Origin of the sequence: Pseudomonas reactans (assembly GCF_013385825.1) — a bacterium.
Classification (GTDB): domain Bacteria; phylum Pseudomonadota; class Gammaproteobacteria; order Pseudomonadales; family Pseudomonadaceae; genus Aquipseudomonas; species Aquipseudomonas reactans.
The window spans coordinates 135,818-159,273 of sequence record NZ_JACAPG010000008.1; the positions used below are offsets into that span (position 1 = coordinate 135,818).

A 23,456-nucleotide genomic window follows, 5' to 3' on the forward strand; every position below is an offset into this window, starting at 1 on the left:
GGCGGCTGGAGGGAATGGCCGAAACCGTGAAGATAACCGCTACGGGACGTGCGGGTGGCGCCGCGCCCATGTGTTCAAGACCAAGGCGATGATGCTCAGGATCAGAAAGCACAGACCCAGCGCCGTGCTCAGGTGGTGGGCAAAGGTGCTGATGAAGGCACTGATAAGACCACCGGCAATGAATAACTCCGCAGCAACGGCTGAAGCCGCCGTACCAGCGTTGTCTGGAAACAAGCTCATGGCCTTGGAGTTGGAAATAGGTCGGGTGATGGTGGTGCCTGCGGTGCAGAGCAGCATGGGCATCAGCACGGTCAGTGTTGATAGGCCGAACTGATAGGCCAGGAACAGCATGACCACGCCCGAGATTGCGATCAGCACCAGCCCGATGGCCATCTGGGTCGCAGCTGGGAGCCGTTTGTGCAGGAAGCCTGCACTGACGCCACCCAATACGTAAGCGGCGCCGTAGAGAAGCAGGGTCAAGGAATATTCATGGGGCGACAGCTGCAGCTGGTCCATGAAAATCAGCGGTGACACCACGATGAACGAGAAGTGGCAGGAGAAGGTAATCGCGGAGATCGTGGCATAGCTGGCGAAGTGGCGGTTGGCGAAGACCTTGGCGTAGGCCTTGAACAAGCTCTGGTGGCTTGGTGCCGCTTGAGGCACACGGCCGTGGAGCAGTCGATGGGCCATGATCAAGGTGACTGCACAAAGCGCTATAAACACATAGAAGCTGGCTTGCCATCCTCCGTGCAGTTGCAACCAGGCGCCCATCAGCGGGGAAATCGAAATGAAGATGCCCCCGGCCGTGACCATTGCGATCCGCAGCCGCTCCTGTTCTCTGCCGAAGAAAAGGTCTTGCACCAGCGCTTGGGACAGTATGAAACCACCACAGCCTATGGCTTGAATGACGCGAAAGAACAGGAATTGAGGCGTGTTTGTAGCCGTCAGACACCCGGCCGCGCCCATGATTGCAACGGCCATGCTTGCCAGCAGCAGCTTCTTGCGGCCGATCCTGTCGGACAGTGGGCCGATCAATAGCATGGAGCAGGAAAAGCCAATGGCGAACAGACTGACTGAGCGGGCGATCTGGGTGGTTGAGGTGGAGAAGTGTTCCGCCAGGGCGGGAAAGGAAGGCAGCACGACGTCAAGCGGGAAGACGCTCAACAGCGTCATGGTCATCAGCCAGAAAACAATGAAGGGTTTTTCAGCGTGTGTGATTTCCGTTGACATGGGCGAGCCTCGATTCCGTGAGGCGGTCGAGGATCAAGTTTATGTAAGGGAAAGTCAAAGACTGGAGAGGTACGAAGCTTCTTAAAAGCCTGTAGGAGCCCTAAAGCGCCTACAGGCCAACGGCATCAGCTGTTTGGCAGCAACCGGCAAGTAATGCTTTTGATGTAACGGGTCTCGGCAATCGCCGGGTGCACCGGATGATCCGGACCCTGACCGCCACGCTCCAGCATCTGGATATTGCGATCCAAATGACGTGCGCTGGTCAGCAGGATGTTCTGCAGGTCATCTTCCGGCAAGTGCATGGAGCACGACGCGCTGACCAGGATGCCGTCCTTGCTGAGCAGACGCATGGCCTGTTCGTTCAGGCGGCGATAGGCGCCTTCGCCGTTTTTAATGTCTTTCTTGCGCTTGATGAAGGCCGGTGGGTCGGCGACGATCACGTCGAAGCGCTCTTCGCTGGCTTTCAGTTCTTTCAAGGCTTCAAACACGTCGCCTTCGATGCAGGTCATTTTCTCGGCAAAGCCGTTCAGTGCGGCATTGCGCTCCACGCCGTCGAGGGCGAAGGCGGAGGCGTCGACGCAGAACACTTCACTGGCGCCGAAGGCCGCAGCTTGCACGCCCCAGCCGCCGATGTAGCTGTACAGGTCGAGCACGCGCTTGCCTTTGGCATACGGGGCCAGGCGTGCGCGGTTCATGCGGTGGTCGTAGAACCAGCCGGTTTTCTGGCCCTGGATCACCGGGGCTTCGAATTTCACGCCGTTTTCTTCCAGCGAAACCCACTCCGGCACCAGGCCGAACACGGTTTCGACGTAGCGGTTGAGGCCTTCGGCGTCGCGCGCGGCGGAGTCGTTCTTGAACAGGATGCCGCTTGGCTTGAGCACTTGGGTCAGTGCAGCAATCACGTCTTCTTTATGCGCTTCCATGGTCGCCGAGGCGATCTGCACCACCAGGATGTCGCCGAAACGGTCGACCACCAGGCCTGGCAACAGGTCGGAATCACCGTAGACCAGGCGGTAGAACGGCTTGTCGAACAGGCGATCACGCAGGGACAGGGCGACGTTCAGGCGGTGCACCAGCAGCGACTTGTCCAGCGGCAACTTGATGTCGCGCGACAGCAGGCGGGCGCAAATCAGGTTGTTCGGGCTCATGGCCACGATGCCCAGGGTCTTGCCGCCGGCCGCTTCCAGGATAGCCTGGTCGCCTGCCTGGAAGCCGTGGAGTGGGGTGGCGGCCACGTCGATTTCGTTGCTGTAGACCCACAGGTGGCCGTTGCGCAAACGACGATCGGCGTTGGCTTTGAGACGCAGGCTTGGCAGGGACATGACGTCGCTCCGGAAAAAAGAGCGGGAGTATACCGTGTTGTGTAGGAATTGGCGGCGCCGCCAGATGTGCGGAGGCTGGCTTTTGTAGGAGCCGGCTTGCCGGCGATGCAGGTGGCGCGGTGTTTCAGTGATACCGAGGTGATGCTATCGCTGGCAAGCCAGCTCCTACAGGTAATCGGGTTTCAATCCAGTATTTGAGGTGTCGATCAGGTTCTCATCAGGGTTAGAATCCCCGCCTAGCCCAGAGTGTGTACTTATGTCCCAAGAGCTTTCCTCCGAACAGATCCAGCAGGCCCTGCAAGGCATCAGCGTGCCGCCCCAACCGCAAATCATGGTGGATTTGCAGATGGAGCAGTACATGCCCGACCCGGACCTGGAAGTGATCGCCCGGCTGATCGCCCAGGACCCAGGCCTGTCCGGCGCATTGCTGAAGATCGTCAACTCGTCGTACTTCGGCCTGAGCAACAAGATCGCCTCGATCCAGCGTGCGGTGAACCTGCTGGGCAGCCGTTCGATCATCAACCTGATCAACGCGCTGTCGATCAAGGGCGAAATGAGCGACGACACCATCGTCACCCTCAACCGCTTCTGGGATACCGCCCAGGATGTGGCGATGACCTGCCTGACCCTGGCCAAGCGTACCGGCGCCCAAGCGGTGGACGAAGCCTACGCCCTGGGCCTGTTCCACGATTGCGGCGTGCCGCTGATGCTAAAGCGTTTCCCCAACTACATGTCGGTGCTGGAGCAGGCTTATGCCAATGCCGGCCCCGACTGCCGCGTGGTCGACACCGAGAACAACGCGTTCAACACCAACCATGCCGTGGTCGGTTACTACACCGCCAAATCCTGGCGCCTGCCGGAACATGTGACCGACGCCATCGCCAACCACCACAACGCCCTGGCGGTGTTCAGCGATGAGTCGTCGCGCAATTCGCAGCTGAAAAACCTGCTGGCGATCCTGAAGATGGCCGAGCACATCTGCTCGTCCTATCGTGTGCTGGGCAACCAGGCGGTGGACCATGAGTGGAATGCCATCGGCCATCTGGTGCTGGACTACGTGGGCCTGTCGGACTACGACTTCGAAAGCATGAAGTTGTCGATCCGCGAGCTGGGCGCCCACTGACCCTTTCTTCAAGAGGTACACATGCCCGAGTTACCCGAAGTCGAAACCACCCGGCGCGGCATCGCGCCACATCTGGAAGGCCAGCGGGTCAGCCGCGTGGTGGTGCGTGAGCGGCGCCTGCGCTGGCCGATCCCGGAAGATCTCGATGTGCGCCTGTCCGGGCAGCGCATCGTACTGGTGGAACGACGGGCCAAGTACCTGTTGATCAATGCCGAAGTGGGCACCTTGATCAGCCACTTGGGCATGTCGGGCAACCTGCGGCTGGTGGAAGTCGGCATGCCGGCGGCCAAGCATGAGCATGTGGATATCGAGTTGGAGTCGGGCCTGGCCCTGCGTTATACCGACCCTCGGCGTTTCGGCGCGATGCTGTGGAGCCAGGACCCGCACAACCATGAACTGCTGATCCGCCTGGGGCCCGAGCCGCTGACGGATCTGTTTGATGGCGAGCGCTTGTTCCAGTTGTCCCGTGGCCGTTCGATGGCGGTGAAGCCGTTCATAATGGACAACGCGGTGGTGGTGGGCGTGGGCAATATCTACGCGACGGAAGCGCTGTTTGCGGCGGGGATCGACCCGCGTCGCGAGGCGGGCGGCATTTCGCGGGCGCGTTACTTGAAGCTGGCGATCGAGATCAAACGCGTGCTGGCGGCTGCCATCGAGCGCGGCGGCACCACGCTACGCGACTTTATCGGCGGCGACGGGCAACCGGGGTATTTCCAGCAGGAACTGTTCGTCTATGGCCGGGGCGGCGAGGCGTGCAAGGTCTGCGGGAGCGAATTGCGCAATGTGGTGCTGGGGCAGCGCGCGAGCGTGTTTTGCCCCAAGTGCCAGTCTTAGGCTTTACCGGTAATCAACCGGTACTTGGCCATCAACTGCTCTTGCGTCTCCGGATGGGCTTCATCCAGCGGGATGCAATCCACCGGGCATACTTGCTGGCACTGAGGCTCGTCGTAGTGGCCGACGCACTGGGTGCACAGGTTGGGGTCGATCACGTAGATCTCTTCGCCCTGGGAAATCGCGGCGTTCGGGCACTCGGGTTCGCAGACGTCGCAGTTGATGCAATCGTCGGTGATGATCAGGGACATGGAAACTCCTGCCAGGGCTGTCAGCCAAGGCATCTGAAAACTAATGCGCGCAATTGTGCCGCATTGGCGCCCGCAGTGCGAGCGCACATGACCTATGGCCAGCCGCCATTTATCCGTCGCAGGTGACTTGTGGCGAGCGGGCTTGCCCCGCGTTGGGCTGCGAAGCGGCCCCAGTAAAGGCACCACGTAGTTTCAGGCAGAAACCTCATCGCCGGGTTTTGGGGCTGCTCGCAGCCCAACGCGGGGCAAGCCCGCTCGCCACAGAAAGCCCTTCAGCAAAATTACTTCTTGAAGCGCAGCGTCAGCGCATCTGCTACAGCCGGATGCACGAACTTGGTGATATCCCCGCCCAAAGCGGCGATTTCACGGACCAACGTCGAGGAAATGAACGAATAACGTTCCGACGGCGTGAGGAACAGGCTTTCCACGTCCGGCGCCAGTTGGCGGTTCATGTTGGCCAACTGGAATTCGTATTCGAAGTCCGACACCGCACGCAGGCCGCGCAGGAACACATTGGCGTTCTGTTCTTTGGCGAAATGCGCCAGCAGCGTGGAAAAGCCCACCACTTCCACATTGGGCAGGTGCTTGGTGACCTCACGCGCCAGCTCCACGCGCTGTTCCAGGGGAAACAGCGGGTTTTTCTTGGGGCTGGCTGCGACCGCGATGATCACATGGTCGAACAAGCGTGAGGCACGTTCGACCAGATCGCCATGGCCTTTGGTAATCGGGTCGAAGGTTCCTGGGTACAACACTCGGTTCATCGCGTCGTCCTGGCGGAGTCCGTTGGGGAACCGGATGGTATCGCAGCCATCCCGGTCGGCCAAGTCGACTTATGTAGATACATATCGCTAATCGCGCGTTTTTTCATGCCGTTTTCAGACGTTCGGCCAAAGCTGTCGCCAGTTGGGCGGTTAAACCGTACACCGATAATTGTGGGTTGGCCCCAATGCTGGTGGGGAATAAAGACCCGTCGTGGATCGACAGGTTGCGCAATTGGTGGTGGCGACCGAGGCTGTCGGCCACTGCATTTTTCGGATCCTCACCCATGGCACAACCGCCCATCACATGGGCACTGCCCAGGCAGGTGCGGTGCAATTCCAGGTTGAGCTCCTCGATCATCGTTCGGGCTTCGCCCAGTGTTTTCACGTAGCGCGCATCGTGATGCAGCGGCTTGACCGACTTGGCGCCCGCGGCGAACTGGATCTCGGCCATGCTGTGGAACGCGCGGCGCAAGCCATCCCAGGCGTAGTCCGACACTTGATAGTCGAGCACCGGCGTACCATCACCGCGCAACTCCACGCCGCCGCCGGGGCTGTCGGGGTGGAAACCATCGCGCAGCAGCGCCAGCATCGCGTGGGTATTGGGCAATTGGCTCATGTCCAGGGCGTTCTGGGTGCCATAACCACCGAGCAACGTACTGGCTAGCGCAGGATGTAAGGGCGGTGCCTCCAGCTTGTAAGACATTTTGCCAGTGGTGCCATCCTGCCACTGGAAATGGTCGGAATAGATTGACTGCGGCGCGCCGTAGAACGGGTTGATCACCTCGTCGAACAACCCGGCGGAAAAATTCACCAGGTGCAGGAAGGTGCGTTTGCCGAGGCGCTTGTGCGGGTCGGGCGCATCCGAGCGCATCAGCAGCGCCGGGCTGTTGATGCCGCCGCCGGAGAGCACATAGTGCTTGGCCTTCACGGTGATTTTGCGGCCAGTCGGCGTCACGCACAGGTTATCCATGGCCACGCATTCCAGGCTGCTTATTGTGTCGCCGCTGTAGATGAGGCGTTCGGCGCGGGCCAGGTAGAGCAGTTCGCCGCCCTTTTCCAGGGTGGACGGAATCGTGGTCACCAACATCGACTGCTTGGCATTGACCGGGCAACCCATGCCGCAATACCCCAGGTTGAAGCAGCCGCGCACATTGCGCGGGATCACGTGCCAGCTGTAGCCGAGCTTCTCGCAGCCTTTGCGGATCACGTCGTTGTTGGGGTTGGGCGGCAGGGCCCAGGGCGCGATACCCAGGCGTTGCTCCATTTTTTCAAACCACGGTGCCATTTCGGCGCTGCTGTGGCCCTTCACCGCGTATTCGCTGGCCCAGTGGCTGAGGGTGGCGTCCGGCGTGCGGAAGCTCGACGTCCAGTTGATCAGCGTCGTGCCGCCCACTGCACGGCCCTGCAGGATGGTGATCGCGCCATCCTTGCTCATGCGGCCGATGCCCTCCTGATACAGGCTGGTGTAGGCCTCGTCTTCCAACAGCTTGAAGTCGCTGCTGGTCTTGAGCGGGCCTTCTTCGATCAGCAGCACCTTGTAGCCGGCGGCGCTGAGGATTTCGGCGGTGGTGCCGCCACCGGCACCGCTGCCGATGATCGCCACATCGGCTTCCAGCGTCAGGTCGTTGTCGAGGGCGGAGCCATTGTGGGTTTTCCAGCCACGGGCCATGCCGTCGCGGAAGGGATCGGGTACGGGCATCAGGGTCGTCTCTAGTTTTTATTGTGGGGGGAGGCGATTCAAATTTTCGGCGGGCCGGGGTAACCGCAATGGGCCCAGGACGCCGGCTGGAAGTACCAGGCCATGATCACCAGCTTGAGCAGCGAGCCCTGGCCCATGCGTAGCAGGTTGAGGTAGCTGTTTTCCCAGCGGTGCAGAAAGTTGCGGATTTGCTCGCCGCTGGCGTTTTCCCAACTGCCCCAGATCCCGGTCAGCGGGCCACGGGTGATGGCCATGCCCAGCACGTCGAACAGTTGCTGGGTGAGTTTGAACATCTCCGGCGACAGGCGTTGCAGGCTGAAGTCGAGTTTCTTGAGGGTGTCTTCAACACCGCTGGCAACTGCCTGAGCACTGGCCACACCTTCCAGTAACACCGGGATCACGGCGCGCAGGAACGGCAGATCACTGCTACGCAACATCACGAAACCGCTGGCCGGCGTGCTACTGGAGCAACCGCTGAGACTGGCACCCAGCCCGGCGGTAGCCAGGAAGGCGCTGGCACACAGGCCGATTTTCAGGACGCCGCGCCGCGACAGCGCGGGTGTTTCAGTCAGGCTAGGGTTCATTGTTATTGTTATCCCGTGGGTGGCGGTTTCAGCGGACGAACAGCTTCTGGATCAACTTCTGGATCGATTTGCCGTAAGGCGGATAGATCAACTTCGCCGCGTTCAGGCGCTGTTTCACCAGCACGCCTTTGGCTTTGCTGAAGGTGAGGAAGCCTTCGTGGCCGTGGTAATGGCCCATGCCCGACGGGCCGATGCCGCCGAACGGCATGTCGTCCTGGGCCACATGCAGCAGGGTGTCGTTCAGGCACACCCCGCCGGAATGGGTTTCGTGGAGCACACGATCCTGCTCGCCCTTGTTGTAGCCGAAGTAATACAGGGCCAGTGGGCGAGGGCGTTGGTTGATGTAGGCAAAGGCTTGTTCGATGCCGCGATAGGGCACGATCGGCAACACCGGGCCGAAAATTTCGTCCTGCATCACCGTCATGTCGTCGCTGACATTCAGCAACAGGCTATGGGCCATGCGCCGCGCCTGGCCTTGGTCGTACAGCGGAATCAACGTGGCGCCTTTGTCGGTGGCGTCCTTGACGTAGGCATTGAGCCGGGCCAGTTGTCGTTCGTTGATGATCGCCGTGTAGTCCGGGTTGTCGACCAGGGTCGGATAGAACCCGCGAACGGCCTGGGTGTAAGCCTCCACGAAACCCTCGACGCGATCTTCCGGCACCAACACGTAGTCTGGGGCCACGCAGGTTTGCCCCGCGTTCAGCGCTTTGCCGAAGGCGATGCGTTCGGCGGCGTCCTTGAGCGGTACATCGGCGGACACGATGGCGGGCGACTTGCCACCCAATTCCAGGGTGACCGGCGTGAGGTGTTCGGCGGCTGCACGCATCACATGCTTGCCAATGCTGGTGGCGCCGGTAAACAGCAGGTGATCGAACGGCAGCTTGGAGAACGCCATGCCCACTTCGGCCTCACCCAGCACCACGCACACCAGGTCCTCGGGGAAGATCTTCGCCAGCAGTGCCTTGAGCAACTCGCCGGTGGCGGGGGTGGACTCGCTGAGCTTGAGCATCACCCGATTGCCCGCCGCCAACGCGCCGACCAGTGGGCCGATGGCCAGGTACAGCGGGTAATTCCAGGGCACGATCACGCCGACCACGCCCAAGGGTTGATAAATGACTTTGGCTGACGCGGGCTGGAAGGCAATGCCTACGGCACGGCGGGAAGGTTTCATCCAGCCTTTGAGGTGTTTGCTGGCGTAATGAATGCCATGCAGGCTGGGCATCAGTTCGGCGAACAGGGTTTCATCGGCGCTGCGATGACTGAAGTCCTGGCTGATCGCGTTGATCAGCGCCTGGCGCTCATCGCTGAGCAGGTCACGCAGGGCCTTGAGCCATTGCTGGCGCTGTGCGGCCGGTGGCAGCGGGTTGGCGGCGTAGGCACGGCGCTGGGCGTCGAACAGGCTCTGGAGCTGATCCAGCACCTGGGAATCTTGCAGATAGGCAACGTTGGCAGACATGGCGGCGTTCCCGATTGTTATAGGTCTGCCTGGATTTTTAGAGTCATTGCTCTAAATTGTCAAATATCATTACGCAGATGCGGATTTATCCCTGCAAGATTAGGCCGTAAGATGCCCCATCACGTGTACAGAAGCTGATCCCCTATGGCACCAAGAGTAAAGACCAGCGAGCGCATTGTGCAAACCAGCCTGGAGCTTTTTAACCAGCAGGGCGAGCGCAGTGTGAGCACCAACCACATCGCCGCCCATATGGAAATTTCGCCGGGCAACCTGTACTACCACTTCCCCAACAAGCAGGCGATCATCGCCGTGCTGTTTCGCGAATATGAAGCGCTGGTGGACAGTTTCCTGCGCCCGCCCCAAGGCCGCGCCGTTACTGTCGAAGACAAGCGTTTCTACCTGCAGGCCGTGCTGGCCGGCATGTGGCGCTACCGTTTCCTGCACCGCGACCTCGAACACCTGCTGGAAAGCGATCCGGAACTGGCCACCGGCTATCGGCGCTTTTCCCAGCGTTGCCTGACCCAGGGCGGGGCTATTTACCAAGGGTTTGTCGACGCCGGCATCCTCAATATGGACCCGGTGCAAACCGAAGCCCTGACCCTCAACGCCTGGATCATCCTCACCTCGTGGGTGCGTTTCCTGTGCACCACCAATGAAAACTCTGCCCATTTGAGCGCCGAGGCCATCAAGCGCGGGGTGTATCAGGTGCTGGTGCTGGAGGCGGGGTTTGTCACGCCCCAGGCCAAAGAGGCGGTAGATGCCTTGTTCAAGGAATTTTACGTGCCGTTGAATCAGGCATTGGAAGAAGTGAAGTAGGACCTTTCCCGAATCTGTTCACTAGGAGTCCGTCATGCCGCTTGCCCAACTGATCAGCCCCCAGCAACTGGCCGAGCGCCAGAAGGCCGGCGGGGTGGTGATCCTGGATTGCCGTTTTGCCTTGGAAGACCCGGACTACGGGCGTTGCAGCTATACCGAAGGGCATATCGAAGGCGCGCAATACGCCGACCTGGAGCGACACCTCAGTGGCCCGGTGACCAAAGGCGTCACCGGCCGTCACCCATTGCCGGCGGCGGACACTTTGGTTCAGCAATTGCGGGCCTGGGGCATCAGCGCAGATACCGATATCGTGCTGTATGACGACGGCCCCGGTGCCTATGCCGCCCGCGCCTGGTGGCTGCTGGCCTGGCTGGGCAAGCGCGACGGCGTGTTTATCCTGGATGGCGGCCTCAAGGCCTGGCATGCCGCAGGTTTCCCGCTGAGCCTGGACGCGCCGCTGGTGGAGCCTGGGACGTTCGCCGGTACGCCGGACAACCGCTTGTTGCTGGACGCCGAACACCTGCAAAAACGCCTGGGCCAGCCGGGACTGACGCTGATCGACGCCCGTGCTCAACCACGTTTTCGCGGCGAAGTGGAGCCGATTGACCCGATCGCCGGGCACATCCCAGGCGCGCAATGTGCGGCCTTCAACGAAAACCTGGGCGCGGACGGCCGCTTCTTGCCGGTTGAACAGCTCAAGCAGCGCTTCGCCGCCCAGTTGCAAGGCCGCTCGCCGGATGAGTTGGTGGCGTATTGCGGTTCCGGCGTGACGGCCTGCCACAATCTTTTCGCCCTGAGCCTGGCGGGTTATCCGTTGGGCAAGTTGTATGCGGGGTCGTGGAGCGAGTGGATTACCGATCCAGCGCGGGCAATCGCTACCGGCGACTGAGCAGCCAGTCAGGAATACGGCGCTCCAGGTAATACCCGGGGCGCTTGAGTGTGCCGTCGACAAACCCCACATGCCCACCCTTGGCCAGCAGCTCAAACTCCGTGCATGCCGACAATTCGCTCGCCTCAGGCAGGCTGTGGGCGAACACAAACGGGTCATCGGCAGCCTGGATGATCAGGGTGGGCGTGCGGATATCGCCCAGGTAATAACGGCTCGACGCGCGGCGGTAATAGTCCTCGGCACTCAGAAACCCGTGGAGCGGCGCAGTCACCCGGCCATCGAAATCCCAGAACGTACGCATCTTCTCCAGTGAGCCCAAGGCTTCCAGGGTTTTGAGCCCGTCTGCCCGGCCATCCTGTAGAAAACGGCTCTGTTTGACGCGGATATACGCCAGCATTTCACGCATGAAGTGCTTCTGATAAACCCGCGAGAAGCCCAGGCCGATGCGGTCCGCACATTGGTCCAGGCGAAACGGCACCGACACCGCCGCAGCGCCTTGCAGTCCCGATGCCGCGCCGGTTTCACCCAAATGCTTGAGCAGCACATTGCCGCCCAGCGAATAACCCACTGCATACAGCGGCGCCAACGGGCGCTTGGCGCGCAGATGGGTAATCGCCGCCGCCAGGTCTTCGCTGGCACCCGAGTGATAGCTGCGCGCCAACAAGTTCGGTTCCCCCGAGCAACCACGCCAATTCAGCGCGACGCTGGCCCAGCCTTGCGCAGCCAGGGCTTTTTGCAGGCCGGCCACGTAGGGCGAGTTGGATGAACCGGTCAGCCCGTGCAGCACCAGCACCAACGGCGCTTGCGCGTCATGGGGGCCGTGCCAGTCGAGGTCGAGGAAGTCGCCGTCGTCCAGCCACAGGCGTTCGCGTTGGCGGTCGATGTGGGTGGTGGAACGCCACAACGGCCCCCACAGTGTTTGCAGGTGGGGGTTGCCGAGGCCGAAGGCGGGGGTGAACAGATCGGAAGAAGGCGTCATGAAATGCTCTATGCCGGACGGGGCTGCCCAAACCCCCTGTAGGAGCGAGCTTGCTCGCGAAAAACGTAAGGGCGCCGCGTTCATTCAGGATGCCAGCGTGATCGTTGTCGATCTTCGCGGGCAAGCCTGCTCCTACAGTGAGTCAGTGTGTGCAGTACGATGCCACAACGCGTAATACACCCGCCCGGACTTCTGTTCCCGGTGCAGGCGCCAGCCTGCCGGCAGGCCCAGGGTCGAAGGCGCGGTCTCGCTCTCAGTGTAGATCCACGCATCCGGCGCCAGCCATTGGCGCTCTTCCAGCAGCGTGCACACGGTCGGCAGCAGGTTCTGGTTGAACGGTGGGTCGAGGAACACCACGTCGAACTGGCTGGCCGGCTGGGTTTCCAGGTAGCGCAGGGCGTCGGCGGTCTGGACCTGGCCGGTGGTGCAGCGCAGGGTGCCCAGGTGTTCCTTGAGGCTGGAGACCGCCACGTTGCTGGCGTCCAGCGCCTGGCCCAGAGCAGCGCCACGGGACAGCGACTCCAGGAACAGCGCGCCACTGCCGGCGAACGGGTCCAGCACCGTGGCGCCCGCGATGTACGGCGCGAGCCAGTTGAACAGGGTTTCACGCACGCGGTCCGGCGTCGGGCGCAGGCCTACGACGTCGGGGAAGCTCAGCTTGCGGCTGCGCCATTCGCCGCCAATGATGCGCAGCTGGCCCACACCGTTATGCACGTTGTGGACGGGTTTTTTCGGGCGAGATGAACTGGCCATTAATGCTCCGGAACCCCGAGCGGCTGCTCGGCGGGTTTATCAGTGGGGGGCGGTAGTGGCTTTTGCGCAATCGTCGGGCCGGCGGTCACGATGACCATCTTGTCGGCGCTCAAGTGTTTGTTCATGGCAGCCTTGACCTGCTCTACGGTCAGGGCCTGGGATTGTTTCATGAAATCTTCCAGATAGGTCAGCGGCAGGTTGTAGAAACCCATCGCGCCCAACTGCCCGACGATATCGGCGTTGCTCGCGGTCGACAGCGGGAAACTGCCAGCCAGCTCGCGCTTGGCGTCATCCAGTTCCTTTTGCGTCGGGCCGTTCTTGAGGTAGTCGGCGACCACGTCTTCCACCAGGCGCAGGGTGCCGCCGCTCATTTCGGCGCGGGTCTGCAGCTGGATCATGAACGGGCCGCGCACCTGCATGGGCGAGAAACCGGAGTACACGCCGTAGGTCAGGCCGCGTTTTTCACGCACTTCGCTCATCAGGCGGGTGCCAAAACCACCGCCGCCGAGGATCTGATTGCCCAGGGACAGGGCTGCATAGTCCGGGTCGGCACGGTCGATGCCCAGTTGCGCGAACAACAGATGCGTCTGCTTGGACGGGAACTCGATGCGGTTCAAACCCGGCTTGGGTTCGGTCGGCTGAGCGATCTTCGGCAAGGCCGGGCCTTTAGGCAGCGAGGCGGAAATCTTGCCTGTCATGGCTTCGGCCTTGGCGCGGGTCAGGTCGCCCACCACCGCGATCACCGCGTTGCCGGCCGCATAGCCCTTGGCGTGGAACGCCTGCAACTGCGCCAGGGTAATCTTCGGGACGCTTTCTGGCGTGCCTTCGCTCGGGTGTGCGTAAGGGTGATCGCCGTACAAGCGCTTGAACAGCTCCAGACTCGCCAGCTTGCCGGGGTTCTGCTTCTGGTACTCGAAGCCGGCGAGGATCTGGTTCTTGATCCGCGCCAGGGAGTCGGCGGGGAAGGTTGGCTTGCCGATCACCTGGTCAAACAGGCTCAGGGCGGCGTCACGTTTATCGCTGTCGCTGAGGCTGCGCAGGGACACCAGCGCCATGTCGCGATAGGCGCCATTGCCAAAGTCCGCGCCGAGGCCCTCGAAGTCACGGGCGATCTGGCTTACATCCTTGCCTGGTACACCTTCGTTGAGCATGGCGTTGGTCATCAGCGCCAGGCCCGGCACGTTGCCGTCCTGGCTGCTGCCGGCGGCGAACAGGATGCGCACGTCGAACATCGGCAGTTCATGGGCTTCGACGAACAGCACCTTGGCGCCTTCGGCGGTGGTCCAGGTTTGTACGTCGAGCTTGCGGTTGGTCGGTGCCTTGTCGTCCAGCTCCGCCAGGGATTGCAGCTTGTTGCTCGACTGGGCTTTTTCCAGCGCCGGGCTGGCGACGGAGTCGTTTGGGCGCAGGAAATACACGGCACTGGCGGCGATCAGGGTGACAACGATCAGGCCGGGGAAAATCAGGCGGCTGCTTTTGCGATCACTCATGAGCGGTCTCCAGAGGCAAGACATGGGCGACGCTGAGACGTTCGCGGGTGAAATAGGTGCGCGCGGCTTTCTGGATATCGTCCGGGGTCACGCTTTGCAGGTCGGCGAGCTCCGTGTCCATCAGTTTCCAGGACAGGCCCACGGTCTCCAGGGAACCAATGGCTGTGGCCTGGCTGGTAATGGAGTCACGCTGGTAGACCAGGCCGGCAATGACCTGGGCGCGGATGCGTTCCAGCTCTTCGGCGGTCGGTGGCTTGGCCTTCAGTTCTTCCAGCAGGCGCCACAGGCCGGCTTCGGCTTGGGCGACGGTCTTTTTCTTCTGCTGGTTGGGGGTGGCGGTCAGCATGAACAGGGTGTCGCCACGGGTGTAGGCGTCGTAATTGGTGGAGGCGGCAGAGACCAGCTCTTCACCTCGCTCCAACTGTTCCGAGATCCGTGCACTGTAGCCGCCGTCCAGCAACGCCGAGATCAGGCGCAGGGCCTGTACCGAGCGTTTGTCTTCGGCAGTGGCCAGGCCGGGCACGTTGAAGCCCAGGATCACGCTCGGCAGTTGGGTCTGCACTTTCATGGTCAACAGGCGCTCGCCGGGTTCGGCCAATTCCATCGGGATCTTGGCTGGTGGCACGTCACGCTTGGGAATCGGGCCAAAGTAGCGTTGGGCCAGGTTTTTTACCTCGTCCGGAGTGACGTCACCGACCACCACCAACGTGGCATTGTTCGGCACGTACCAGGATTGGTACCAGTGGCGCAGCTCTTCGACCTTCATGCGGTCCAGGTCGGCCATCCAGCCGATGGTCGGCGTGTGGTAGCCGCTGGCCGGGAAAGCCATGGCCTTGAAGCGCTCGTAGGCCTTGGACATCGGGTTATCGTCGGTGCGCAGGCGGCGCTCTTCCTTGATGACCTCGATTTCGCGGCTGAACTCGTCGGTCGGCAGGCGCAGGCTGGCCATGCGGTCGGCTTCCAGTTCGAAGGCGACGCCCAGGCGATCGCGGGCCAGTACTTGGTAGTAGGCGGTGTAATCGTCGCTGGTGAAGGCGTTCTCTTCGGCGCCCAGGTCGCGCAGGATCAGCGAGGCTTCGCCGGGGCCGACTTTGGCGCTGCCCTTGAACATCATATGTTCCAGGGCGTGGGACAAACCGGTCTGGCCCGGGGTTTCGTAGCTCGAACCGACCTTGTACCAAACCTGGGAAACCACCACAGGCGCGCGATGATCTTCGCGTACGACCACCTTCAGGCCGTTATCCAGGGTGAATTCATGGGTGGGTTGTGGGTCGGCAGCCAAGGCTGAAAGAGGCAGACAAACTGTGCTGAACAGCAGGCCTGCGGCGCGGCGGGCTAGAGCATTCATTCGTTTTTAAACCTGTTGGGCTGCCCGCTTGGTCTTAGCGTCGGCGGGCGAGGAGGTGCTAGGATACTGGTCGGATTTACGGACGGCCACTGCGGCAGTCTTGTTTAGGCCCTATTTAGGCCTTACAAAATGTTGCGCATGAACGAGCTGGCTAAAAAACAGTCTGTTACGCATCGAATTTTATTTACCGGCGCGCCTACTGGCGCGTCGCTACCTTGAGATAGCCGTCTCCATGTTTGGTTCCAACGACGACAAGAAGACCCCAGCTGCGGCTGGCGAGAAAAAAGGCCTGTTCGGATGGCTGCGCAAAAAGCCGCAGGAAACCGTCGACGAACAGCCGCCGGTTCAGCCTGAACCTACCCCTGCGCCAATAGTAGAAGCCGAGCCGGTTGCCGAAACCCCGGAGCCGGTGGTGTTGCCGATGGCCGAGCCGGTGTTGCAGCCGGTGGTCGAGGCTGAGCCAGAACCAGAACACAAGGCGTGGCCCGAACTGCCGGTGGCCGAAGAGCCCGTGGCACTGGTTGAAGATGTGCAGGCTGAGCACGTGACTCCGCCCATTCCGGCTGTGGTCGAGGTCGCTGCACCTGCGGTTATCGAGCCAGAACCCGTAGTGGCTGCCGTCGAAACCAACAAGACCGGCTTCTTTGCCCGCCTCAAGCAAGGCCTGAGCAAGACCAGCGCCAGCATTGGCGAAGGCATGGCCAGCCTGTTTCTCGGCAAAAAAGTCATCGATGACGAACTGCTGGAAGACATCGAAACCCGTCTGCTCACCGCCGACGTGGGCGTCGAAGCCACCGCCGTGATCATCCAGAGCCTCACCCAGAAGGTCGCGCGCAAGCAATTGACCGACGCTGACGCGTTGTACAAATCCCTGCAGGCCGAGCTGGCCGCGATGCTCAAGCCGGTGGAAGCACCGCTGGTGATCACCCCGAACAAGCCGTTCGTGATCCTGGTAGTGGGCGTCAACGGCGCCGGCAAGACCACCACCATCGGCAAGCTGGCCAAGAAGCTGCAGTCCGAAGGCAAGAAAGTCATGCTGGCCGCCGGCGACACCTTCCGCGCCGCTGCGGTTGAGCAGTTGCAGGTCTGGGGCGAGCGCAACAAGATCCCGGTGATTGCCCAACACACGGGTGCTGACTCCGCGTCGGTGATCTTCGACGCCGTGCAAGCCGCCAAGGCGCGCAACATCGATGTGTTGATCGCCGATACCGCCGGTCGCTTGCACACCAAAGACAACTTGATGGAAGAGCTGAAGAAAGTCCGTCGCGTGATCGGCAAGCTCGATGCAGACGCGCCGCACGAGGTTCTGTTGGTGCTTGACGCGGGCACGGGCCAGAACGCCATCAGCCAGGCCAAACAATTCAACCAGACGGTGCAACTGACTGGCCTGGCATTGACTAAGCTCGACGGCACGGCCAAGGGCGGTGTGATCTTCGCCCTGGCCAAACAGTTCGGGTTGCCGATTCGTTATATCGGCGTCGGTGAAGGCATCGACGACCTGCGCACCTTTGAAGCCGAACCCTTTGTACAGGCACTGTTTGCCGAGCGGGAGCGTTCATGATTCGATTCGAACAGGTCGGTAAACGCTATGCCAACGGGCATGTGGGCTTGCATGAGCTGAGCTTTCGAGTACGTCGCGGCGAGTTTCTGTTTGTAACCGGGCACTCCGGTGCCGGCAAAAGTACCTTGTTGCGCCTGCTGCTGGCCATGGAGCGCCCGACCACCGGCAAACTGCTGCTGGCGGGCCAGGACCTGGCCACCATCAGCAATGCGCAGATTCCGTTCCTGCGCCGCCAGATCGGCGTAGTGTTCCAGAACCACCAGTTGCTGTTCGACCGCACCGTGTTCAATAACGTGGCGTTGCCGTTGCAGATCCTCGGGCTGTCCAAGGCCGAGATCGTCAAGCGCGTGGATTCGGCCCTGGAGCGCGTGGCGTTGTCGGACAAGACCGACCTCTACCCTGGCGACCTGTCCACCGGCCAGCAACAGCGCGTGGGCATCGCCCGCGCCATCGTCCACCGCCCGGCCTTGCTGCTGGCGGACGAACCTACCGGTAACCTCGACCCGCGCCTGGCGGCCGAGATCATGGGCGTGTTCGAAGACATCAACCGCCTGGGCACCAGCGTGCTGATCGCCAGTCACGACCTGGCGCTGATCGCACGCATGCGCCATCGCATGCTGACCCTGCAGCGCGGCCGCCTGATCGGTGACGGGGAGGCCGGCGTATGAGTGCGACACGCAGCCCTAAAGTCTCCGAGCGCGTGGCGCCGAAACCGGCCGATCCGCAACCGCCGAAGAAAAAACACGATCACGACGATGACGGTCCGGACTTCAGCACCCTGCTGCGCGCCTGGATCGAAAGCCATCGCGCCAGCCTGGTCGATAGCCTGCGCCGCCTGGGCAAGCAGCCGATTGGCAGCTTTTTCACCTGCCTGGTGATGGCAGTGGCCTTGAGCCTGCCGATGGGCCTGTCGCTGCTGCTTAATAATGTGGAGCGCCTGGGCGGTTCCTGGCAGCGTGCAGCGCAGATCTCGCTGTACCTGAACATCGACGCCAGCGCCAAAGACGGCGAAGCGTTGCGCGACGACATCAAGAACATCCCAGGTGTGGCGGATGCCGAGTACATCAGCCGCGACCAGGCCCTTGAAGAGTTCCAGCAACAATCCGGCCTGGGCGAGGCGCTTAAAGAGCTGCCACAGAACCCGCTGCCGGGCGTGGTACTGGTGACGCCGAATGAAGTCGACAAGCCGGCGCTGGAAGCCCTGCGACAAAAACTCGCAGAGATGCCCAAGGTGCAGCAGGCGCAACTTGATCTAGTCTGGGTAGAGCGCCTGGCGGCGATCCTCAAGCTGGGCGACCGGTTTGTGTTCGGTTTGACGGTGCTGTTGGTGTCTGCATTACTTTTGGTGATAGGTAATACCATTCGTCTTCATATTGAAAACCGTCGCACCGAGATAGAAGTGATTAAACTGGTCGGCGGCACGGACAGCTATGTGCGTCGTCCTTTTCTGTACATGGGCGCGCTTTATGGCTTTGGTGCCGGGATTTTGTCCTGGGGCGTGCTGGCTTTCGGCCTGGACTGGCTGAACGACGCGGTGGTCGGGCTGGCCGGACTCTACGGCAGTGATTTCGCGCTGGCCGGTGTGCCTGTAGCCGATGGTCTGAGTCTCTTGCTTGGCGCGGTATTGTTGGGGTATATCGGTGCTTGGATTGCGGTCGCTCGTCATTTACGCGAGTTGGCACCGAAGTAGTTAATGTCAGATTAATGTGGTTTCGTTTGTATTGACCGTATTGGTGGTTTAGGGAACTTGTCCTACGGTTCCCGGTCAATTTTCGCAGTGCTTCACTGCACGAGTTATGTGAGTCGGAGGTTTTTTCGTATGACCACTTCTTTGCAACCTGCTTATGCCTTGGTCCCGGGTGCGAACCTGGAAGCCTATGTGCACACGGTCAACAGCATTCCATTGCTGACACCCGAGCAGGAGCGTGAACTGGCCGAGAGTCTCTATTATGAGCAGGATTTGGGGGCGGCTCGGCAGATGGTGCTCGCCCACCTGCGTTTTGTCGTACATATCGCCCGTAGCTACAGCGGCTACGGCCTGGCCCAGGCTGACCTGATCCAGGAAGGCAACGTCGGCCTGATGAAGGCTGTGAAACGCTTCAACCCGGAAATGGGTGTGCGTCTGGTGTCGTTTGCCGTGCACTGGATCAAGGCGGAAATCCACGAGTTCATCCTGCGCAACTGGCGCATCGTGAAAGTGGCGACCACCAAGGCCCAGCGCAAGTTGTTCTTCAACCTGCGCAGCCAGAAGAAACGCCTGGCGTGGCTGAACAACGAGGAAGTCCACCGCGTGGCCGAAAGCCTCGGTGTGGAGCCCCGTGAAGTGCGCGAGATGGAAAGTCGTCTGACCGGCCATGACATGGCCTTCGATCCGGCCGCTGAAGCGGACGACGACAGCGCCTTCCAATCGCCAGCCAACTACCTGGAAGACCACCGGTACGACCCGGCGCGTCAACTGGAGGATGCGGACTGGAGCGACAACTCCAACCACAACCTGCACGAAGCGCTGGAAGTGCTGGACGACCGCAGCCGCGACATCCTCTACCAGCGCTGGCTGGCGGAAGACAAAGCCACGCTGCACGACCTGGCACAGAAGTACAACGTGTCGGCCGAGCGGATTCGTCAGCTTGAGAAAAGCGCGATGAACAAGCTGAAGTTGTCGATCGCCGCCTAAAACGCTGCGAAAAGATAAAAAAATGCCCCGATCGAAAGATCGGGGCATTTTTGTTTCTGACCTCACGCGAGCCCCTGTAGGAGCTGGCTTGCCAGCGATAGCGGTCTATCAGCTGAAAATGAACGACCTGACAGACCGCGATCGCCGGCAAGCCGGCTCCTACAGAGGGTGGGTATCAGCCAGATTTGTGGTGTGTCAGTCGGACCAAGGTGCTTTGCGTGAATTGTTCAACTCCACCAAATAGCCATCCCCACCCAACTGACTCATCTGCTGCCGAATCCACGCCGCGCGCCGCGCCACATACGCCGTCGGATGACTGGCACTCCACACCCGAGGGTTAGGCAACACTGCCGCCAGGTAGCTGGCCTGCTGGCGCGAAAGCCCCTTGGCACTCACGCCGAAGTGATGCTGCGCCGCAGCTTGCGCGCCAAACACGCCTTCATCCCACTCAACACTGTTGAGATACACCTCAAGAATCCGCTGTTTGGGCCACAAAACCTCGATCAGCCCGGTAAACCAGGCTTCCAGGCCTTTACGCAGATAACTGCGGCCGGCCCACAGGAACAGGTTCTTCGACACCTGCTGGCTCAACGTACTGGCGCCGCGAATCGAGCCGCCGCGCTCGTTGTGCAGGATCGCCGCCTGGATCGCGCCGAAGTCAAAGCCCCAATGCTGCGGGAAGCGCTGGTCTTCACCCGCCATCACCGCCACTTTGAGGTCGTCGGAGATCTCATCCCACGGCACCCAGCTGCGCTGCAGGTCAATGGGTTCGCCGTCGAACCAGGATTCAACCTTGCGTTCCACCATCAGTGCAGTGAAGGGCGGCGGGACGACACGAAACAGCAGCACCAGCAGCACACTGCCGATGGCAAACCATTTCACGACGTTGAGAAAGCGTTTGAAGAGGAGACGCAGCATAGAGATGGCTTGGCCGAACCCGTTGAGCGGGCCATTATACAGACCCGGCCCTTTGAGTCTGACTGGAGTTCCTCATGTTGCGTGGCTTTCTGATGTTGGCTGCCTTTTTCGGCTTCACCGGCGTGGCCCTCGGTGCGTTCGCCGCCCATGGCCTGAAAAACCGCTTGAGCGCCGAGTACCTGGCGATCTTCCATACCGGTGTGACCTACCAACTGGTCCATACCCTGGCGCTATTCGGCGTGGCGTTGCTGGCGGCGCATATTCCTGGCCGGTTGGTCAGCTGGGCGGGCATCTCGTTTACCGTCGGCATCCTGCTGTTCTCCGGCAGCCTGTATGTGCTGACCCTGACCGGGATCAGCAAGCTAGGCATCATTACGCCGTTTGGCGGGCTAGCGTTCCTTTTAGGTTGGTTTTTCCTCGGTCTGGCGGCGTGGCGCTTGCAGGCCGCCTGACCAAGGGGCTTGGGCCGGCAACGTCAATCGAGCTAGAATGCGGGCCCCTAAAAACGATGGCGGCCCGTGGCATGCGCATTCAGTTGAACGGCGAATCCTTTGAACTGCCCGACGGTGAAACCGTTGCGGCCCTGCTGACCCGTCTGGACCTGACCGGACGTCGTGTCGCAGTGGAACTCAACCTGGATATCGTCCCGCGTAGCCAGCACGCCGAGACCGCGCTCACCGAAGGTGACCAGGTCGAAGTGGTCCACGCCATCGGCGGCGGCTAGTCGCGCAACTTCCTGAATTCTGCAGAACCTCACCCCATTTCGAGGATTTCCCATGAGCATCGTTCGTAGCGACAAGCCCTTCGTCTTGGCCGGTCGTACCTTCCAGTCCCGTCTGTTGGTCGGCACCGGCAAATACCGCGACATGGAAGAAACCCGCCTGGCCATCGAAGCCTCGGGCGCCGAGATCGTCACCTTCGCCGTGCGCCGCACCAACCTCGGCCAGATCGAAGGCGAGCCGAACCTGCTCGAAGTGCTGTCGCCGGATCGCTACACCTTCCTGCCGAACACCGCCGGTTGCTACGACGCCATCGAGGCCGTGCGCACCTGTCGCCTGGCCCGTGAGCTGCTCGACGGCCATAACCTGGTGAAGCTGGAAGTGCTGGCCGACCAGAAAACCCTGTTCCCCAACGTGATCGAAACCCTCAAGGCCGCCGAAACCCTGGTCAAGGAAGGCTTCGACGTGATGGTCTACACCAGCGATGACCCGATCATCGCACGCCAACTGGCGGAAATCGGCTGTATCGCCGTAATGCCGTTGGCCGGCCTGATCGGTTCCGGCCTGGGTATCTGCAATCCGTACAACCTGCAGATCATCTTGGAAGAAGCCAAGATCCCGGTTCTGGTGGATGCGGGTGTAGGCACAGCCTCAGACGCAACCATCGCCATGGAGCTGGGCTGCGACGCGGTGCTGATGAACTCCGCCATCGCCCACGCCCAGCAGCCGATCATGATGGCCGAAGCCATGAACCATGCCATCGTCGCGGGCCGCCTGGCCTACCTCGCCGGTCGCATGCCGAAAAAACTCTACGCCAGCGCCTCTTCGCCGCTGGATGGTCTGATCAAGTAAGAGCCATTGATGACTGAATCAAACGAAACGCCGAACACTGTAGAAGAAGGCGACGAGTCCAAGCACCGCCGCATCAAGAGTTTTGTGATGCGCGCCGGCCGCATGACCGAAGGCCAGCAAAAGGGCCTGGAGCAAGGTGCGCCGCTGTTCGTGTTGCCCCTGGCCGATGCGCCGGTGGATTACGACCAGGTGTTCGGCCGTTCGGCCCCGCGTTCCCTGGAAATCGGCTTCGGCATGGGCCACTCCCTGCTGGAAATGGCCGCCGCCGCGCCGGACCAGGACTTTATCGGTGTGGAAGTGCACCGCCCAGGTGTGGGCGCGCTGCTCAACGGCGTGCTCACTCAAGGGCTGACCAACCTGCGTGTGTATGACTGCGACGCGATTGAAGTGCTCAACCGCTGCATTGCCGACAACAGCCTCGACCGCCTGATGCTGTTCTTCCCGGACCCATGGCACAAAGCCCGTCACCACAAGCGCCGTATCGTCCAGGCCTCCTTTGCGGAACTGGTACGCAGCAAGCTTAAGGTTGGCGGCATCCTGCATATGGCCACCGACTGGGAGCCGTATGCGGAATACATGCTGGAAGTGATGAACGTCGCCCCCGGCTACCGCAACATCGCCGAAGACGGCAAATGCGTGCCGCGTCCGGCTGAGCGACCGATCACCAAGTTCGAACGCCGTGGCGAGCGGTTGGGGCATGGGGTTTGGGATTTGAAGTTCGAAAAGTTGGCCTGACCTAAACGCAACCCTTGTAGGAGCGAGCTTGCTCGCGAAAAAACCATCGGCGACGCGGGCTACCTGATAGCGCTGCGTGATCGTTGACGTTCTTCGCGAGCAAGCTCGCTCCTACAGTGTGGTGTTGGGTCTGGATCAGCGGCGGTCTGCTACTACGCCGATCAGTACCAATACGACCACCAACACCGGCGCCAGGCTGTAGTTATTGAACTGGCTCAACCCCCGCACAATCCACGGCGTGGCGTAGATCAACGCGGCGCCGCTGCCGATCATGCACACCAACGCCATCAACGGTACGCGCAACGCGCCGGCGATGCTGCCCAAACGCGCTTCCACCCAGCCTTTGATATCGGCGCCAAACAGCACCAGCAGGCAGCCGACGAGGGCCAGGGAGATTTCCGACAGGTTGCTACGGCTCCAGCGGGATACGGTGGCGAGCAGGTCGAGTACCAAATCCATTCGATT

At 61.3% G+C, this 23,456-nt stretch carries 25 protein-coding genes; 12 read left to right on the forward strand and 13 right to left on the reverse strand.

Annotated elements, in window-relative coordinates:
- Nucleotides 1-39 precede the first annotated feature (39 nt).
- Together HX868_RS08915 and HX868_RS08920 are read right to left on the reverse strand one after the other, a co-directional pair.
- Nucleotides 40-1,230 (reverse strand): MFS transporter, encoded by a 1,191-nt coding sequence (locus HX868_RS08915; RefSeq protein ID WP_177002605.1) that lies wholly within the window; start codon nt 1,228-1,230, stop codon nt 40-42.
- 125 nt (nt 1,231-1,355) lie between these two features.
- The gene (locus tag HX868_RS08920) at nt 1,356-2,552 is read right to left on the reverse strand and encodes a class I SAM-dependent rRNA methyltransferase (RefSeq protein ID WP_177002606.1); all 1,197 of its coding nucleotides are present in this window, start codon (nt 2,550-2,552) and stop codon (nt 1,356-1,358) included.
- Nucleotides 2,553-2,862: 310 nt separating this feature from the next.
- On the opposite strand from HX868_RS08920, the gene HX868_RS08925 reads away from it, so the two are divergent.
- Both HX868_RS08925 and mutM read left to right on the forward strand, forming a co-directional pair.
- Entirely contained in the window at nt 2,863-3,675 is an 813-nt protein-coding gene (locus HX868_RS08925; RefSeq protein ID WP_177002757.1) for an HDOD domain-containing protein, read from the forward strand.
- 21 nt (nt 3,676-3,696) lie between these two features.
- Nucleotides 3,697-4,509 carry a bifunctional DNA-formamidopyrimidine glycosylase/DNA-(apurinic or apyrimidinic site) lyase gene (mutM, locus tag HX868_RS08930; RefSeq protein ID WP_016976014.1) on the forward strand — a complete coding sequence of 271 codons (813 nt, stop codon included), beginning with the start codon at nt 3,697-3,699 and terminating at the stop codon, nt 4,507-4,509.
- On the opposite strand, the gene HX868_RS08935 is transcribed toward mutM, so the two are convergent.
- The 5 genes from HX868_RS08935 to HX868_RS08955 all read right to left on the reverse strand — a co-directional run bounded on the left by HX868_RS08935 (nt 4,506) and on the right by HX868_RS08955 (nt 9,257).
- Nucleotides 4,506-4,757, reverse strand: a complete 252-nt coding sequence (locus HX868_RS08935) for a YfhL family 4Fe-4S dicluster ferredoxin (protein WP_016976015.1) — start codon at nt 4,755-4,757, stop codon at nt 4,506-4,508. The genes mutM and HX868_RS08935 overlap by 4 nt on opposite strands.
- Before the next feature lie 281 nt (nt 4,758-5,038).
- Entirely contained in the window at nt 5,039-5,518 is a 480-nt protein-coding gene (coaD, locus tag HX868_RS08940) for a pantetheine-phosphate adenylyltransferase (RefSeq protein WP_003176711.1), read from the reverse strand.
- A gap of 103 nt (nt 5,519-5,621) precedes the next feature.
- Complete coding sequence (locus HX868_RS08945) at nt 5,622-7,217, reverse strand: GMC family oxidoreductase (RefSeq protein ID WP_177002607.1); 1,596 nt, start codon at nt 7,215-7,217, stop codon at nt 5,622-5,624.
- Nucleotides 7,218-7,255: 38 nt separating this feature from the next.
- A complete protein-coding gene (locus HX868_RS08950) occupies nt 7,256-7,801 on the reverse strand; it encodes a twin-arginine translocation pathway signal protein (RefSeq protein WP_123474919.1) in 546 nt (181 codons plus the stop codon).
- A gap of 28 nt (nt 7,802-7,829) precedes the next feature.
- The gene (locus tag HX868_RS08955; protein WP_177002608.1) at nt 7,830-9,257 is read right to left on the reverse strand and encodes a coniferyl aldehyde dehydrogenase; all 1,428 of its coding nucleotides are present in this window, start codon (nt 9,255-9,257) and stop codon (nt 7,830-7,832) included.
- Nucleotides 9,258-9,401: 144 nt separating this feature from the next.
- On the opposite strand from HX868_RS08955, the gene HX868_RS08960 reads away from it, so the two are divergent.
- Complete coding sequence (locus HX868_RS08960; protein WP_016976019.1) at nt 9,402-10,073, forward strand: TetR/AcrR family transcriptional regulator; 672 nt, start codon at nt 9,402-9,404, stop codon at nt 10,071-10,073.
- Between the two features lie 34 nt (nt 10,074-10,107).
- Entirely contained in the window at nt 10,108-10,962 is an 855-nt protein-coding gene (locus HX868_RS08965; RefSeq protein WP_177002609.1) for a sulfurtransferase, read from the forward strand.
- Here the strand turns inward: HX868_RS08965 and HX868_RS08970 are convergent.
- The 4 genes from HX868_RS08970 to HX868_RS08985 form a co-directional block, all read right to left on the reverse strand.
- Nucleotides 10,949-11,941 (reverse strand): hydrolase, encoded by a 993-nt coding sequence (locus tag HX868_RS08970; protein ID WP_177002610.1) that lies wholly within the window; start codon nt 11,939-11,941, stop codon nt 10,949-10,951. The two genes, HX868_RS08965 and HX868_RS08970, sit on opposite strands and share 14 nt — an antisense overlap.
- 132 nt (nt 11,942-12,073) lie before the next feature.
- Nucleotides 12,074-12,694 (reverse strand): 16S rRNA (guanine(966)-N(2))-methyltransferase RsmD, encoded by a 621-nt coding sequence (gene rsmD, locus HX868_RS08975; RefSeq protein WP_177002611.1) that lies wholly within the window; start codon nt 12,692-12,694, stop codon nt 12,074-12,076.
- Nucleotides 12,694-14,184 carry a M16 family metallopeptidase gene (locus tag HX868_RS08980; protein ID WP_177002612.1) on the reverse strand — a complete coding sequence of 497 codons (1,491 nt, stop codon included), beginning with the start codon at nt 14,182-14,184 and terminating at the stop codon, nt 12,694-12,696. Before HX868_RS08980 ends, rsmD begins: the two co-directional genes overlap by 1 nt.
- The gene (locus HX868_RS08985; RefSeq protein WP_177002613.1) at nt 14,177-15,532 is read right to left on the reverse strand and encodes a M16 family metallopeptidase; all 1,356 of its coding nucleotides are present in this window, start codon (nt 15,530-15,532) and stop codon (nt 14,177-14,179) included. The genes HX868_RS08980 and HX868_RS08985 overlap by 8 nt, the downstream gene beginning before the upstream one ends.
- Before the next feature lie 232 nt (nt 15,533-15,764).
- Here HX868_RS08985 and ftsY point away from each other — a divergent pair, with 232 nt between their 5' ends.
- The 4 genes from ftsY (at nt 15,765) to rpoH (ending at nt 19,767) form a co-directional block, all read left to right on the forward strand.
- Nucleotides 15,765-17,093: a signal recognition particle-docking protein FtsY gene (gene ftsY, locus HX868_RS08990; RefSeq protein WP_177002614.1), complete on the forward strand. Its 1,329-nt coding sequence runs from the start codon at nt 15,765-15,767 to the stop codon at nt 17,091-17,093.
- Complete coding sequence (gene ftsE, locus HX868_RS08995; protein WP_003234627.1) at nt 17,090-17,761, forward strand: cell division ATP-binding protein FtsE; 672 nt, start codon at nt 17,090-17,092, stop codon at nt 17,759-17,761. Before ftsY ends, ftsE begins: the two co-directional genes overlap by 4 nt.
- Nucleotides 17,758-18,783, forward strand: coding sequence for a permease-like cell division protein FtsX (ftsX, locus tag HX868_RS09000; RefSeq protein WP_016976026.1), 1,026 nt, complete (start codon nt 17,758-17,760; stop codon nt 18,781-18,783). The genes ftsE and ftsX overlap by 4 nt, the downstream gene beginning before the upstream one ends.
- Before the next feature lie 129 nt (nt 18,784-18,912).
- Nucleotides 18,913-19,767, forward strand: coding sequence for an RNA polymerase sigma factor RpoH (gene rpoH, locus HX868_RS09005; RefSeq protein ID WP_016972967.1), 855 nt, complete (start codon nt 18,913-18,915; stop codon nt 19,765-19,767).
- A 195-nt stretch (nt 19,768-19,962) separates the two neighbouring features.
- On the opposite strand, the gene mtgA is transcribed toward rpoH, so the two are convergent.
- Nucleotides 19,963-20,685, reverse strand: a complete 723-nt coding sequence (gene mtgA / locus HX868_RS09010; RefSeq protein ID WP_177002615.1) for a monofunctional biosynthetic peptidoglycan transglycosylase — start codon at nt 20,683-20,685, stop codon at nt 19,963-19,965.
- Nucleotides 20,686-20,759: 74 nt separating this feature from the next.
- Here mtgA and HX868_RS09015 point away from each other — a divergent pair, with 74 nt between their 5' ends.
- The 4 genes from HX868_RS09015 to trmB all read left to right on the forward strand — a co-directional run bounded on the left by HX868_RS09015 (nt 20,760) and on the right by trmB (nt 22,991).
- Nucleotides 20,760-21,137, forward strand: coding sequence for a DUF423 domain-containing protein (locus HX868_RS09015; RefSeq protein ID WP_016976028.1), 378 nt, complete (start codon nt 20,760-20,762; stop codon nt 21,135-21,137).
- 71 nt (nt 21,138-21,208) lie between these two features.
- Complete coding sequence (gene thiS / locus HX868_RS09020) at nt 21,209-21,409, forward strand: sulfur carrier protein ThiS (RefSeq protein WP_032865944.1); 201 nt, start codon at nt 21,209-21,211, stop codon at nt 21,407-21,409.
- 52 nt (nt 21,410-21,461) lie between these two features.
- The gene (locus HX868_RS09025) at nt 21,462-22,256 is read left to right on the forward strand and encodes a thiazole synthase (RefSeq protein WP_177002616.1); all 795 of its coding nucleotides are present in this window, start codon (nt 21,462-21,464) and stop codon (nt 22,254-22,256) included.
- 9 nt (nt 22,257-22,265) lie between these two features.
- On the forward strand, nt 22,266-22,991 hold the full coding sequence (gene trmB, locus HX868_RS09030) for a tRNA (guanosine(46)-N7)-methyltransferase TrmB (RefSeq protein ID WP_177002617.1): 726 nt from the start codon (nt 22,266-22,268) through the stop codon (nt 22,989-22,991).
- A 135-nt stretch (nt 22,992-23,126) separates the two neighbouring features.
- On the opposite strand, the gene HX868_RS09035 is transcribed toward trmB, so the two are convergent.
- A complete protein-coding gene (locus tag HX868_RS09035) occupies nt 23,127-23,450 on the reverse strand; it encodes a DUF3392 domain-containing protein (protein WP_016972961.1) in 324 nt (107 codons plus the stop codon).
- Nucleotides 23,451-23,456: the final 6 nt, after the last annotated feature.

What these genes read in the sequence shown, in the direction of transcription:
- HX868_RS08915 (WP_177002605.1), bottom strand. Translation starts at nt 1,230, where the DNA reads ATGTCAACGGAAATCACACACGCTGAAAAACCCTTCATTGTTTTCTGG.
- HX868_RS08920 (WP_177002606.1), bottom strand. Translation starts at nt 2,552, where the DNA reads ATGTCCCTGCCAAGCCTGCGTCTCAAAGCCAACGCCGATCGTCGTTTG.
- mutM (WP_016976014.1), top strand. Translation starts at nt 3,697, where the DNA reads ATGCCCGAGTTACCCGAAGTCGAAACCACCCGGCGCGGCATCGCGCCA.
- HX868_RS08935 (WP_016976015.1), bottom strand. Translation starts at nt 4,757, where the DNA reads ATGTCCCTGATCATCACCGACGATTGCATCAACTGCGACGTCTGCGAA.
- coaD (WP_003176711.1), bottom strand. Translation starts at nt 5,518, where the DNA reads ATGAACCGAGTGTTGTACCCAGGAACCTTCGACCCGATTACCAAAGGC.
- HX868_RS08945 (WP_177002607.1), bottom strand. Translation starts at nt 7,217, where the DNA reads ATGCCCGTACCCGATCCCTTCCGCGACGGCATGGCCCGTGGCTGGAAA.
- HX868_RS08950 (WP_123474919.1), bottom strand. Translation starts at nt 7,801, where the DNA reads ATGAACCCTAGCCTGACTGAAACACCCGCGCTGTCGCGGCGCGGCGTC.
- HX868_RS08955 (WP_177002608.1), bottom strand. Translation starts at nt 9,257, where the DNA reads ATGTCTGCCAACGTTGCCTATCTGCAAGATTCCCAGGTGCTGGATCAG.
- HX868_RS08960 (WP_016976019.1), top strand. Translation starts at nt 9,402, where the DNA reads ATGGCACCAAGAGTAAAGACCAGCGAGCGCATTGTGCAAACCAGCCTG.
- HX868_RS08965 (WP_177002609.1), top strand. Translation starts at nt 10,108, where the DNA reads ATGCCGCTTGCCCAACTGATCAGCCCCCAGCAACTGGCCGAGCGCCAG.
- HX868_RS08970 (WP_177002610.1), bottom strand. Translation starts at nt 11,941, where the DNA reads ATGACGCCTTCTTCCGATCTGTTCACCCCCGCCTTCGGCCTCGGCAAC.
- rsmD (WP_177002611.1), bottom strand. Translation starts at nt 12,694, where the DNA reads ATGGCCAGTTCATCTCGCCCGAAAAAACCCGTCCACAACGTGCATAAC.
- HX868_RS08980 (WP_177002612.1), bottom strand. Translation starts at nt 14,184, where the DNA reads ATGAGTGATCGCAAAAGCAGCCGCCTGATTTTCCCCGGCCTGATCGTT.
- HX868_RS08985 (WP_177002613.1), bottom strand. Translation starts at nt 15,532, where the DNA reads ATGAATGCTCTAGCCCGCCGCGCCGCAGGCCTGCTGTTCAGCACAGTT.
- ftsY (WP_177002614.1), top strand. Translation starts at nt 15,765, where the DNA reads ATGTTTGGTTCCAACGACGACAAGAAGACCCCAGCTGCGGCTGGCGAG.
- ftsE (WP_003234627.1), top strand. Translation starts at nt 17,090, where the DNA reads ATGATTCGATTCGAACAGGTCGGTAAACGCTATGCCAACGGGCATGTG.
- ftsX (WP_016976026.1), top strand. Translation starts at nt 17,758, where the DNA reads ATGAGTGCGACACGCAGCCCTAAAGTCTCCGAGCGCGTGGCGCCGAAA.
- rpoH (WP_016972967.1), top strand. Translation starts at nt 18,913, where the DNA reads ATGACCACTTCTTTGCAACCTGCTTATGCCTTGGTCCCGGGTGCGAAC.
- mtgA (WP_177002615.1), bottom strand. Translation starts at nt 20,685, where the DNA reads ATGCTGCGTCTCCTCTTCAAACGCTTTCTCAACGTCGTGAAATGGTTT.
- HX868_RS09015 (WP_016976028.1), top strand. Translation starts at nt 20,760, where the DNA reads ATGTTGCGTGGCTTTCTGATGTTGGCTGCCTTTTTCGGCTTCACCGGC.
- thiS (WP_032865944.1), top strand. Translation starts at nt 21,209, where the DNA reads ATGCGCATTCAGTTGAACGGCGAATCCTTTGAACTGCCCGACGGTGAA.
- HX868_RS09025 (WP_177002616.1), top strand. Translation starts at nt 21,462, where the DNA reads ATGAGCATCGTTCGTAGCGACAAGCCCTTCGTCTTGGCCGGTCGTACC.
- trmB (WP_177002617.1), top strand. Translation starts at nt 22,266, where the DNA reads ATGACTGAATCAAACGAAACGCCGAACACTGTAGAAGAAGGCGACGAG.
- HX868_RS09035 (WP_016972961.1), bottom strand. Translation starts at nt 23,450, where the DNA reads ATGGATTTGGTACTCGACCTGCTCGCCACCGTATCCCGCTGGAGCCGT.